12 protein-coding genes are annotated in these 12,134 nt (G+C 33.7%); 6 read left to right on the top strand and 6 right to left on the bottom strand.

Features of this window, described 5'->3' with window-relative positions:
* The first annotated feature begins 210 nt into the window (after positions 1–210).
* Positions 211–1,749 carry an anthrolysin O/cereolysin O family cholesterol-dependent cytolysin Alo gene (alo, locus tag ABH960_RS00995; protein WP_404442035.1) on the top strand — a complete coding sequence of 513 codons (1,539 nt, stop codon included), beginning with the start codon at positions 211–213 and terminating at the stop codon, positions 1,747–1,749.
* Between the two features lie 51 nt (positions 1,750–1,800).
* Here alo and ABH960_RS00990 read toward each other — a convergent pair whose 3' ends face one another.
* The 3 genes from ABH960_RS00990 to ABH960_RS00980 all read right to left on the bottom strand — a co-directional run bounded on the left by ABH960_RS00990 (position 1,801) and on the right by ABH960_RS00980 (position 4,271).
* On the bottom strand, positions 1,801–3,081 hold the full coding sequence (locus ABH960_RS00990) for a purine/pyrimidine permease (protein WP_404442033.1): 1,281 nt from the start codon (positions 3,079–3,081) through the stop codon (positions 1,801–1,803).
* Positions 3,082–3,208: 127 nt separating this feature from the next.
* On the bottom strand, positions 3,209–3,658 hold the full coding sequence (gene cynS / locus ABH960_RS00985) for a cyanase (protein ID WP_404442030.1): 450 nt from the start codon (positions 3,656–3,658) through the stop codon (positions 3,209–3,211).
* 31 nt (positions 3,659–3,689) lie between these two features.
* On the bottom strand, positions 3,690–4,271 hold the full coding sequence (locus ABH960_RS00980) for a beta-class carbonic anhydrase (protein WP_002144941.1): 582 nt from the start codon (positions 4,269–4,271) through the stop codon (positions 3,690–3,692).
* 167 nt (positions 4,272–4,438) lie between these two features.
* On the opposite strand from ABH960_RS00980, the gene ABH960_RS00975 reads away from it, so the two are divergent.
* Positions 4,439–4,870 carry an Lrp/AsnC family transcriptional regulator gene (locus ABH960_RS00975; protein WP_002096214.1) on the top strand — a complete coding sequence of 144 codons (432 nt, stop codon included), beginning with the start codon at positions 4,439–4,441 and terminating at the stop codon, positions 4,868–4,870.
* A gap of 261 nt (positions 4,871–5,131) precedes the next feature.
* On the opposite strand, the gene ABH960_RS00970 is transcribed toward ABH960_RS00975, so the two are convergent.
* From ABH960_RS00970 to ABH960_RS00960, 3 genes are all read right to left on the bottom strand, one after another.
* On the bottom strand, positions 5,132–5,494 hold the full coding sequence (locus ABH960_RS00970) for a hypothetical protein (RefSeq protein ID WP_404442026.1): 363 nt from the start codon (positions 5,492–5,494) through the stop codon (positions 5,132–5,134).
* Positions 5,495–5,813: 319 nt separating this feature from the next.
* On the bottom strand, positions 5,814–6,761 hold the full coding sequence (locus tag ABH960_RS00965; RefSeq protein WP_002144943.1) for a DUF4179 domain-containing protein: 948 nt from the start codon (positions 6,759–6,761) through the stop codon (positions 5,814–5,816).
* A 3-nt stretch (positions 6,762–6,764) separates the two neighbouring features.
* A complete protein-coding gene (locus tag ABH960_RS00960; RefSeq protein ID WP_404442023.1) occupies positions 6,765–7,295 on the bottom strand; it encodes an RNA polymerase sigma factor SigX in 531 nt (176 codons plus the stop codon).
* A 401-nt stretch (positions 7,296–7,696) separates the two neighbouring features.
* On the opposite strand from ABH960_RS00960, the gene psiE reads away from it, so the two are divergent.
* From psiE to ABH960_RS00940, 4 genes are all read left to right on the top strand, one after another.
* Positions 7,697–8,101 carry a phosphate-starvation-inducible protein PsiE gene (psiE, locus tag ABH960_RS00955; RefSeq protein ID WP_002129862.1) on the top strand — a complete coding sequence of 135 codons (405 nt, stop codon included), beginning with the start codon at positions 7,697–7,699 and terminating at the stop codon, positions 8,099–8,101.
* A 139-nt stretch (positions 8,102–8,240) separates the two neighbouring features.
* The gene (gene speG, locus ABH960_RS00950; protein ID WP_404442019.1) at positions 8,241–8,756 is read left to right on the top strand and encodes a spermidine N1-acetyltransferase; all 516 of its coding nucleotides are present in this window, start codon (positions 8,241–8,243) and stop codon (positions 8,754–8,756) included.
* Between the two features lie 437 nt (positions 8,757–9,193).
* Positions 9,194–10,756 carry an ABC-F family ATP-binding cassette domain-containing protein gene (locus ABH960_RS00945; RefSeq protein WP_404442016.1) on the top strand — a complete coding sequence of 521 codons (1,563 nt, stop codon included), beginning with the start codon at positions 9,194–9,196 and terminating at the stop codon, positions 10,754–10,756.
* On the top strand, positions 10,749–11,942 hold the full coding sequence (locus ABH960_RS00940; RefSeq protein WP_404442608.1) for an MFS transporter: 1,194 nt from the start codon (positions 10,749–10,751) through the stop codon (positions 11,940–11,942). The genes ABH960_RS00945 and ABH960_RS00940 overlap by 8 nt, the downstream gene beginning before the upstream one ends.
* Positions 11,943–12,134: the final 192 nt, after the last annotated feature.

Genomic DNA, 12,134 nt, shown 5'->3' with positions numbered 1-12,134 from the left:
TAAGGGGTCACTATAATGAGGGCATAAAGATACATCACATTTTCGTAGCAATAAAAAAGGAGGAAATAATATGGAAATCGCAATGGCAGTTTTGAAATTTGTAGGTGGCGTAATCCCGTTAATTCAAGAACTTTTAAAAGCATTTATGTAGGTTTATTAGTTAGCTATCATTTATCAATCATTATCATATCTTACTAAAAAAAGAACGGGGTGATTTTTCTGAATATTAAGAAAAACACTAAAAGAAGAAAGTTCCTTACATGTTTATTAGTTAGTCTATGCACTATTAATTATTCATCTATTTCCTTCGCAGAAACACAAGCAGGTAATACAACTGATGTAACCAAAAATGCTAGTGGCATTGATACTGGTATAGCAAATCTTAAATATAATAATCAAGAGGTTTTAGCTGTAAATGGTGATAAGGTAGAGAGTTTTGTTCCGAAAGAAAGTATCAATTCAAATGGTAAATTTGTAGTAGTGGAACGCGAGAAAAAATCACTTACAACTTCACCAGTCGATATTTCGATTATTGATTCTGTGGTGAATCGTACGTATCCAGGAGCGGTACAACTTGCAAATAAAGCTTTTGCAGACAATCAACCGAGTTTATTAGTGGCTAAGAGAAAGCCTTTGAATATTAGTATAGACTTACCTGGCATGAGAAAAGAAAATACAATTACTGTCCAAAATCCGATATATGGTAATGTGGCTGGAGCAGTAGATGATTTAGTATCTACTTGGAATGAAAAGTATTCTAAAACACATACGTTACCTGCAAGAATGCAGTATACAGAATCTATGGTTTATAGTAAATCACAAATCGCAAGTGCCCTTAACGTTAACGCCAAATATCTTGATAACAGTCTAAACATTGATTTTAATGCGGTTGCAAATGGAGAGAAAAAAGTGATGGTAGCGGCATATAAGCAAATATTTTATACCGTAAGTGCTGAACTACCTAACAATCCATCCGATCTTTTTGATAATAGTGTTACTTTTGGTGAGTTAACTCGTAAAGGTGTAAGTAATTCGGCTCCACCTGTTATGGTCTCAAATGTAGCTTATGGTAGAACTGTTTATGTAAAATTAGAAACAACATCTAAGAGCAAAGATGTACAAGCTGCTTTTAAAGCCTTACTTAAGAATAACAGCGTCGAAACGAGTGGACAGTACAAAGATATTTTTGAAGAAAGTACTTTTACTGCTGTAGTATTAGGCGGAGATGCGAAAGAGCATAACAAGGTTGTTACTAAAGATTTCAATGAAATCCGAAATATCATTAAAGATAATGCTGAATTAAGTCTTAAAAATCCAGCATATCCAATTTCATATACAAGCACTTTCTTAAAAGATAATGCAACTGCTGCTGTTCATAACAATACAGATTATATCGAGACGACGACTACAGAATATTCAAGTGCTAAAATGACACTGGATCATTACGGTGCTTACGTTGCTCAATTTGATGTATCTTGGGATGAATTCACATTTGATCAAAATGGGAAAGAAGTACTAACACATAAAACATGGGATGGTAGCGGCAGAGACAAAACAGCTCATTACTCTACAGTTATCCCTCTTCCACCAAATTCAAAAAATATAAAAATCGTAGCTAGAGAATGTACTGGTCTTGCATGGGAATGGTGGAGAACAATTATTAATGAACAAAATGTTCCATTAACAAATGAAATAAAAGTTTCAATTGGAGGAACAACATTATACCCAACGGCTAGTATTAGTCATTAGATATAAAAAAGCGCCTTGTAATCAGGGCGCTTTTTTACTTATTCACAATTTTTACTCTTTCCAAAACCGTTCTAGCAAAATAACGATCATAGTACCTACGAGTAATCCGTTACTTAAAACATATTGTAAGGAAGAAGGAACGCCGCTAAATGCACTTTCTGGAAGAAATATTATTCCCAAACTGATTAATAATGAAATTCCTAATATAGCTAATCGGCGTTGCTTTAATTCTTCACGTAAAATGGATTGAAATGAAATGCCTATTACTTGGACAAATGTAGCTAAAAGTGCAGAATTAGCAATAGGACCTGGTAGCAAGGATATAAAGTTTACAATTGAGGGGATAAAAGAAATACCTGCTAATATAAGACTTGCTATAAGAAACGACTTCACCTTTTTTTGACCCGTTAGTTGAATAAATCCTGCTGATGCAGGTAATGGTACAATTCCAATTGTAGAGAACAATGATGAGATAATATGTGATATACCTCCGACCCATACACCACGGTTCAGTGTTTGCTTTTCATTTTCTTTAGATAGGGGAGCCACTTGTTTTACAGCCGAAATAGCAGCAATTGTATTTGCAACTAAAAGAAAGGTAAATAAAGTTGCAGTTAGAGTCATTCCAATATCGAATCTAGGTGTGCCCCAAGCAAATATCTCTGGTAACTTAACTAGCGTTGTATGTGAAGGTATATGAGATGATTTTCCTAATACTGCATACAAAAGCCAACCACATGAAATTCCAAGTAACACAGCGTAACTTTTCATCCATCCTTTCCCTTTAATTGATAAGAAAGTAATAAGGGCAAAAACAAAGAGCGCAATAGTAGCTGTTGTATAGTCAGGATGAGTTACAGCTCCTTGTAATCCCATCATTCCTTTTAGTAACACACCACTAAGCTGAAGAGATAATATTAAAAGAAAGGTTCCTGTAACCAAGGGTGTAAATAAACGTAAGATTCGATGAACAAGCCCTGTTATACCAAGAAAGAAGAGTAATATACCTGCAATAATTAATCCGCCTTCTAAAAATTGCAACACGTCTTTTGCGCTTTGTCCCTGATGCATAGCAACTTGTCCCAATATGACAAATATACTTACCCATGAACCGGCTGGCCCATCCGCTATGGGATAGCGATGCCCAAACCATGCTTGTATAAATGAACTTACTCCTACAACTAAAAAAGTTCGTTGCATTAATGTTGAGATATCTTCTATTGATAAATGGAATATGCCACCAATAATGATAGGCAATGCAATTGCATTTGCTAATAAAAACACAAACCACTGTAGAATACTAAAGCTCGTATCAAAGTATTTTTTATTCATATTAGTCTCCTTTGCCGAAAAAGAATTTCATAGTAAAAATCCACCCGTTCTATATAGTTAGATTAAAAAGGATGGATTTTGTAAATCTATAAAATCATTTTAATTATATAGATAGATTTTTAATTAATTACCATGTACGGAACGGTAAGAATTTCCCGTTAAGTGTAATAACGATACGAGGATCGCCACCTTTTGGATCTTCTTGTGTATCCACACCTAGATTGAAGTTAATTGCACTCATTACACCTTCGCCAGCTTTTTCTAAGATTAATTCTCTAAGAGTTGGTGCGTATTGTAACATCATTTCATATAATCGATATAAGATTGGGTCAGTAGGAGGCATTTGCATTACTTGACCTCGAAGTGGAACTACTGTTAATGCCTGAACTACTTCTTCATCTAATTCTAATAGTTTACCAATTTTTTCTGCTTCCGGACGTGTCATTGTAGCTTGTCCTAATAATGCTGTTACAACCCAAGTCTCAGAGTTTTCACTTACTTTTGAAATTTGGTCCCATGTTAAACCTTTTGCGATTTTTGCTTCCATAATTTTTTGCGTAGCTTCTTGTCTATTCATATCTAATAACTTCCCTTCATTTAAGTAATAATTAATGTTCCATACCATTTAATTTTTTATATCCATCAACTACTAAATCTAATTTGCCTGTGTGAGGATCAATAACTAGACCATGTACAGGAACATCTTTTGGAATAAGTGGATGATTTCTTACTAAATCAACATTAGCTTGAGTTGAACCGTTGACATCATCGAATCCAAATAACCATTTTTCAAGGTCAACACCAGCATATTCAATTGCTGATAAAATTTCTGGTGAAGCTACTCCGCGATCTAATATTTTTTGAAGTGTTCCTTTTGGATTAGTTTGGCTTGCACCACATCTATGGTGTCCGATAAGAAAGATTTCATCTGCATTTAAATCATATACTGACGCTACAACACTTTGCATAACGCTATCGAAAGGAGAAGCAATTTTACCACCTGCATTTCTGATAACTTTTGCATCACCATCGTGTATATCTAAAGCTTTTGGAAGTAGCTCAATTAAACGAGCATCCATGCAAGAAACAACAACCATACGTTTTTTAGGCATTTTTGTCGCTTCACAAGGAGCGTATTCCTTATTTTCTACAAATTGTTCATTGAACGATAGGATTTCTTGTAATAACATATTTGTAACCTCCTTTAAATCTAGATGTATTTTTTTGTTGCGTCCTCTATGTTATAAGTGAATATAACTGATAAATAATGTGATGTAAGAGGATAAACTAAGTATAGTGAATTGTATCGATAAGCAGAATAAGCTGGCGAAACACTTTCTGGCTTTCTACTTTCACGGTGAAAGGATTGGTTTATATCATTGATCAAACAGATTTTGAGATACTAAAATTATTAGGAGAAAACTCAAGAATACAATGGAAAGAACTTGGTCAGAAAATACATATGACGGGGCAGGCTGTAGGAAATCGAATTCGAAGGTTAGAGGATTTAGGGATTATTGAGCAATACACAATCGCAATAAACCGAATCAAATTAGGACAAGTAGTGACTGCATTTGTTACTTTGTTCGTAACAACAGCTAATCATCAAGAGTTTATGAATTTCTTTCAAGGAGAAGAAGGAATTTCTGAAGTACACCGTATAAGTGGTGAGGGGTGTTATTTATTAAAAACACATTTCGCTTCTAATGAAGAATTGGATAACTTTCTAGGACGACTATTAAAGTATGGGAATTACCGTGTTAACCTATCAATAGGGAAGTTAAAATAAACTTTCTGCAAGTTTATGGTTCTTTTTGCTGGTGGGAAAGATATGGTTCCAAAAATAAAAGGATTATCTCTTATTAAATAAGAGATAATCCTTTTATTTGTTTTTAATAATTATTGATTATTTTACATCTGATTTTTCTTTTTTCATTATTTGCTTTTGACTAGTGAAGGGAACTTTTTTAACATCAAAACCCCTGCGCTGTATGCAACAGGGATTCTAATATTACTTATCTGACGGTATGATCCTATTTCATTTTATAGCTTATTTAGAAGAATCATGTACAGGTTTTGATTTAGTGTCCTCAGGCATTTCAAAGGTTTGATTATGGTTAGATTTCACATCTTCGTTAGGAATTGCTGGCACTGCGTCTTCAGGTGAATTATGGATTGGCGAAGAAGTTGTTGTTCCATCTACACTTGTTGTAACTGACATTGGTTGATTTTGATCAATTTTTCTACCTTTGTCCATCTTTTTTGCGGATTCTTTTTCACTTTTATTTGTTTGTTTCCATTCTATTTTTTTATTCGATTCTAGTTTGTTCGTTTTCATATCTTCTGTATCTACTGCACCACCCGCTAATAATCCTGTACTTAAAAGTGTTCCTGCTAATAATGTTTTAAACATTTTCCATTACCTCCTTGTTTAAGATTACATTTAGCATAAAACAAGTATCTGGAGTTTATTTGGAGTTCATCTAGATTTTATGTAAGTTTTGCATGTAGGGGCACCATACGAAAAAAGAAAATTGTGCGTTTGGACAAAAAGTAGCCGATTCCCTGTATGTTAAGGAACCGGCTACTTTCTATACTACCTTTTTATGTTTATGAAATTAAAAATGATAGAGTAGAAATCATGTATAAAATAAATGTAAGTAACACAAGGAAGAATATAAGCAGGGTATTGGATACACATCGTTCTATTCTTTTTTTCATTTAAATTTACTTTATTTTTTCAATTTGGTAGGATCAATTTGAAGTTGACCTTTCCAAGAACCAGATAATTTTCCAATCCTGCTTATATTTACATCTAATGTAAGTGGTTGTTTGAAAGAATCTTTCCCTTCAGGACCTTCGATAAATGTAATGACACCTTCTGGTCTATCCTTAAAACGAATACCTATATGCTTTAATTCTTCACCGGATGCTTTTAGTTCTAATGGTCCACCATTTGCTCCTTGAATAAATGCTAATTGTCCGAAGTACCCATTTTTCTTATACTCTGGGTTTTTTTCTTGTTGACCATTTACTTTGCCATCATCTTTAAGTTGTAACCCCGTTGTATCAAATTCAAACGGTACTACATTTCCATTTTCTTTTTCAATTTTGTAATGAACGGATATACGTGCATCCGCTACATATAATTCTTTCAGATGTACTGTAACACCTTGATCTGTAATCTTTTCATCAAGAGGAATAAATTGCCCTTTTGTAACGTCTCTTCCTTCATCAATAATCGTATCATTTGAAATTGCATTGGAAAAATAAGAGGCAACATCTGTAGCTGCCACTCGAACTTGTGGAATCATGGCTGTTGAAAAAAGCCCTGCTACCGCTACTGCTATATACATGAAACGTTTTGATTTTTTATTCATATTTGTAAATAATCCCTTCTTCTGTTCAGGTTTTTGATTGATATAAGAAACATCTTCTAATTTTGCGCGATTTTCAAATGCTTTCCACGCTTGGTCTACATCAATTTTGATTTCCTTTGATGAATGTACTATTTCTTCCTCTAACATGACATTTTCCCATTGATTTAATTTGCTAATTTCTAGTAATAAGTCTTGGCATGCGTTACACGTATCTAAATGTTTTGTGAATTCTTTTCTTGTCTCATAAGGTAATTCCCCATCCATATATGCTTGAATAAATCCCACATCATAACAATTCATTTATTACGCCTCCTCTAACTGTTTATAAATCTTACGAAACTTTTGTTTGGCTCGGACTAATAATGTTCCAATAGAAGATATGTCGATTTGAAGCACTTCGGCAATTTCCTTATACTGAAAACCAGAAAATTTCATCAATAAAATGGTTCGATCCCGTTCATCCATGTTACTGAGTACCATTTGTACCTTTGTAATTTCTTCTTGTCTAATCCAGTCATCATCTAATGATGAAATATGTTGTACTTCATGATATTGTATGGTTTTATCTACTCTCGCCTGATGTCGTTTTTCAGATCGTAGATATTTATACGCTACATAAGTAGAAGATTTTATTAGCCATCCAGGTAAGTGTTCAATTCTCTTCCAATCGTTGCGATATAGCTGTAAAAAGACTTCTTGGGCTAATTCTTCAGCGATAGTCTGATTTTTGACAATCCATACGATCTGTTTCACAACGTAAACATAGTTTTGTTTAAACAAATCTTCAAATGTCACATCCGAAAAAGGGCTGTCTTCCTTTTTTATTTTTAACATGTCAGTTAAAACCTCACTCTCATTTGATGCCTGTATTATAGAGAACCCGGAATAACGGGTTTTGTGACAAAATTTTTTATTTTTTTATTATGTACGAAAAAAATATTCATCTGTTAAGGTGAAAAAAGGATGGCAGTGTTCGAGTTGTAATAGTGTTTCTAACTATGCACATAAGTGTATTTTACAAGATTAAACACGTCTTATTGAAAAGGCGATTAATAATAGTGAGTTGGAAGAGCTTCTGAATGTGCAATTAAGCTCAATCGTGAAAAGGTTACTTCAAGTATTGGAAGTTCTATATACCGGTGAGAGTAAAGGGAGGAAGTATGATTTAACTTCTTTCCAATGATAATTTTGCTATAATAAATACGTACGTATACGAAGGGGAGTTTAAAGAGAAAATGAAATCATTTAATATCGATCATTATATAGCTAGCGTGTTACAGTGGATATTAAATATAGCTCTAATTATATTATCCATTGTTTTATCTATCTTTTTAATTAATGAGACAATCACGTTTATTCAATACATATTTTCGGCGAAGAAGTATACATCTTATAAATTAGTTGAAAGTATCATTGTCTACTTCTTATACTTTGAGTTCATCGCATTAATCATTAAGTATTTTAAATCGAATTATCATTTTCCGTTACGCTATTTTATTTATATCGGAATTACGGCTTTAATTCGATTGATTATTGTATCTCATGAGGAACCGATGGAGACGTTATTATATGCAGGATCCATTCTTGTTTTAGTCATTGCTTTATACATATCAAATATGAGAGATTTGAGAAAAGAGTAGTAGTGCAGACATCAGTTTGCACTACTTTTTCATCTTGACCTTCAAGTTACTTGAAAGTTTACAATGTAAATAGGGCGTTTGAAATCGAAAAAAATTGAGAAATTAAGTGAAGAGGTTATTTTACTTGGAGGTTATAGAAATGAATCAGGAATTAAAGTTACGTCCTTTAGAACGGGAAGATTTAAAGTTTGTACACGAACTTAATAATAACGCACATATTATGTCTTATTGGTTTGAAGAGCCGTATGAGGCATTTGTAGAACTACAGGATTTATATGATAAACATATACATGATCAAAGTGAACGCCGTTTTATCCTGGAGAAAGATAATGAGATGGTTGGATTAGTCGAGTTAGTGGAAATCGATTATATTCATCGAAGAACTGAATTCCAAATTATTATTGATCCGAATTATCAAGGACATGGTTATGCAGCGGAAGCGACGCGTTTAGCGATGGATTACGCTTTTTCTGTATTAAATATGCATAAACTTTATTTAGTTGTTGATAAAGAGAATGAAAAGGCTGTACATGTTTATAAAAAGGTTGGATTTATCGTGGAGGGTGAGTTACAAGACGAGTTTTTCGTTGATGGTAACTATCATAATGCGATAAGAATGTGTATGTTCCAGAAGCAATATTTTGAAAATAAGTAGTTGAATTATTTGGAAGTAATCTTGACGCTTCATAAAACCGTATGCTAAAATCCCTTTTAAGTATTAAGGAAGGTGCAGAACATGCTTTATATAAAATTTGTAAAACTCATTAGAAAACTTTGCTCCGCACAAATGTATACGGTGAAGCGTTGTACGGAGCTTAATCAAGGGGTATAAATCCCCGATATTCATCGGCTGAATAACTTTTCTAAAAAAGTATAGTTTATCTATGCTTATTTGGTTTTGGTTTTTAGCTGATGTATAAAATAGATTAAGGGGCCATAGACAATGCTTTGTCTATGGCCCTTTGTGTATATTATTCCGATGAGTTTTTACAATAAATTGGAGTAGTATAGGAAAAAACCACGAAGCAGAGGGCTAGTGTCGAATGACGCTATCTCTCTGCTTTTTTTAATTTCAGGAAAAGAGGAATACGAATGAGTTTACTTAAAGTTGAAAGTTTATCACATAGTTTTATAGATAAAGCCTTATATGAAAATGCTTCTTTTGATTTGCATAAAGGAGAACATATGGGGATTGTTGGACAGAATGGTGCGGGGAAAAGTACGTTAATGAAAATATTGATTGAAGAAATAATTCCTGATAAGGGAGACATAAAGTGGCAGCCTAATATTCAAATTGGGCATCTTGATCAATATGCAGAAATTGATGGAATTTATACCATTTCACAATATTTAAAGAGAGCTTTTCATGATTTGTTTGAAATGGAAGATAGAATGAACAAATTGTATGAAGAAAGTGCTATGACAGGTGATCCTGACAAATTGTTAAAAGCGGCCGCATATCAAGAACAACTTGAGGCTCGTGATTTTTATTCGGTAGATAGCACAATTAATAAAATTGCAGCTGGCTTAGGTGTTAATGCTATTGGCATGAATCGTATAATCGCTGAACTAAGCGGGGGACAACGTGCAAAAGTAATTTTAGCGAAGCTTTTATTAGAAGAGCCTAATATTTTATTACTAGATGAACCGACGAATTTTCTTGATAAAGAGCATGTGGAGTGGCTTGCTAATTATTTAATGAATTTTGAAGGGGCTTTTATTGTAGTGTCACATGATTTTGATTTTCTGGAAAAAGTGACTTCTTGCATATGTGATGTAGAGTTTGGAACGGTTAAGAAGTATTACGGAAAATACTCAGATTTTGTAAGACAAAAGAAGCATTTGCGAAAAGATTATATTCGCCAATATCATGCACAACAAAAGAAAATTGAAAAAACGGAAGAGTATATTCGTAGAAATATTGCTGGAGTGAATTCAAAAATAGCGCAAGGACGTAGAAAGCAGTTGCAACGTATGGAAAGAATTGCGCCACCAAGTTTTACTTATAAACCGTCTATTCATTTTCGGGAACTTCCTATTTCAGTTCAAACAGTTCTTGAGGTAAATAACCTTGAAGTTGGTTATGACTTTGCTCTCTTACCAAAATTGAATTTCTCAGTAATGGGTGGGCAAAAACTTGTTATTACAGGGTTCAATGGAGTAGGGAAATCTACTTTATTAAAAACAATCGTTGGCACTATTGCTAGTATTTCTGGAGAATTTCACTTCTCAGAGCAAATAAAGATTGGATATTATGAACAAGATTTAAATTGGAGCAATGATTCTTTAACGCCGCTTCAAATTATTTCAGAACAGTTTCCTAAACTGAATATGAAGGAAATACGTCATCATTTAGCTGCGTGTTGTGTGAAGGATACTCATGTTTCGCAAGAAATTCATACGTTAAGTGGTGGTGAACAATCGAAGGTGAAACTGTGCGGATTATTATTATCACCGTGTAATTTTTTAATCTTAGATGAGCCGACGAATCATTTAGATGCAGAAGCGAAGGAATCTTTGCAAAAGGCATTAATTCGGTTTAAGGGTAGCATCATACTCGTATCTCACGAAGCAAGTTTTTATCATGGTTGGGCAGATAGTATTTTCAACATAGAGAGCGGTTTAATTGAGGAGAGTAAAAAAGATGATAAATGATAATGATTGGAAAGTGAAAATAATAATGTTTTTGACCGCTCAAACGATTTCGTTGTTCGGTTCATCTCTCGTACAGTACGCGATCATATGGTATATCACCCTTACAACATCATCAGGAGTGATGTTGACCATTTCAACTGTTTGCGGTTTTCTACCACAAATTGCGATATCTTTATTTGCTGGTGTGTGGATTGATCGTTATGACCGTAAAAAGATGATTATGTTATCGGATGGGATTATAGCGATTGCTACGTTAGTTTTGGCAATTTTATTTTTAACAGGATATAAAAGTATTTGGATGTTTTTTATAGTATTACTCATTCGCTCAGCTGGTACAGGGGTACAAACACCGGCTGTGAATGCGTTAATCCCACAAATTGTTCCGAAAGATTATCTTATGAAAGTAAATGGGATAAATAGCAGTATTACATCTATAATTATGTTTCTTTCTCCAGCAGTAAGTGCTGCAATTCTTTCTATTGCCAGCATTGAAACGACATTTTTTATTGATGTTATTACGGCTATAATCGGAATTAGTATTATGTTTATCATTCAAGTTGAAGGACATGTGAATGTAGAGAGTAAGCAAAAATCTAATCTACAAGGTATAAAAGAAGGGTTTGTTTATTTAAAAGAAAATGTATTTATTAAAAGGCTACTCGTTTTATTAATCATTATCATGATTTTAATAAGTCCAGCTGCCTTTTTAACACCTTTAATGGTAACTCGTTCCTTCGGAGCAGAAATGTGGAGACTTACTGCTAGTGAGATGACCTTTAGTGCTGGTGCAGCAGCTGGTGGCGTACTGATTGCAGCGTGGGGTGGCTTTCATAATCGTATGCATACAACGGCGATAGCCTGTGCGTTATATGGTCTGCTTATGATAGGACTAGGAATTGCACCGATATTTATTATGTATTTAGTCTTTAATTTTTTAATTGGTATAACAATGCCATGTTTTAATACGCCAGTTACTGTGTTATTGCAGGAGAAAGTAGATCCAGTTATGCATGGCAGAATGTTTAGCCTCGTACAAATTGCAAATTCATGTGCTTTGCCTTTGGGGATGATTATATTTGGCCCTTTGGCTGATGCGTTTAGTGTAGAAATTTTGTTAATTTATGCGGGGATATTCGTACTATTGTGCGCAATTTATGTTGTATTAAGTAGGAGATTTGAAGTGTAAATATTCATGATTTAAAAGGTTTGCGAGGCAATTTAAGATGTTTCGTAGACCTTTTTTATTTCACTTGAGTCAACAATTATTTATCGTTAAACGATAAATAATTGTTGACTTGTAATGTAGTTGGATTTATTATGATGGTAGTAAGAATAGTGAAAAGGAATACAGAAAATTAATTATGAAATTGAAGGAGAA

This window comes from Bacillus sp. RC252, assembly GCF_044909215.1.
Taxonomy (GTDB): domain Bacteria; phylum Bacillota; class Bacilli; order Bacillales; family Bacillaceae_G; genus Bacillus_A; species Bacillus_A mycoides.
Note: the sequence above shows the minus strand (reverse complement) of the source record. Positions and strands in the feature narration are given on the sequence as shown.

Excerpts from the sequence above, each read along its gene's own strand:
- ABH960_RS00990 (WP_404442033.1), bottom strand. The coding sequence starts at position 3,081 with ATGAATAAAAAATACTTTGATACGAGCTTTAGTATTCTACAGTGGTTT.
- cynS (WP_404442030.1), bottom strand. The coding sequence starts at position 3,658 with ATGAATAGACAAGAAGCTACGCAAAAAATTATGGAAGCAAAAATCGCA.
- ABH960_RS00980 (WP_002144941.1), bottom strand. The coding sequence starts at position 4,271 with ATGTTATTACAAGAAATCCTATCGTTCAATGAACAATTTGTAGAAAAT.
- ABH960_RS00970 (WP_404442026.1), bottom strand. The coding sequence starts at position 5,494 with ATGTTTAAAACATTATTAGCAGGAACACTTTTAAGTACAGGATTATTA.
- ABH960_RS00965 (WP_002144943.1), bottom strand. The coding sequence starts at position 6,761 with ATGAATTGTTATGATGTGGGATTTATTCAAGCATATATGGATGGGGAA.
- ABH960_RS00960 (WP_404442023.1), bottom strand. The coding sequence starts at position 7,295 with ATGTTAAAAATAAAAAAGGAAGACAGCCCTTTTTCGGATGTGACATTT.
- psiE (WP_002129862.1), top strand. The coding sequence starts at position 7,697 with ATGAAATCATTTAATATCGATCATTATATAGCTAGCGTGTTACAGTGG.
- speG (WP_404442019.1), top strand. The coding sequence starts at position 8,241 with ATGAATCAGGAATTAAAGTTACGTCCTTTAGAACGGGAAGATTTAAAG.
- ABH960_RS00945 (WP_404442016.1), top strand. The coding sequence starts at position 9,194 with ATGAGTTTACTTAAAGTTGAAAGTTTATCACATAGTTTTATAGATAAA.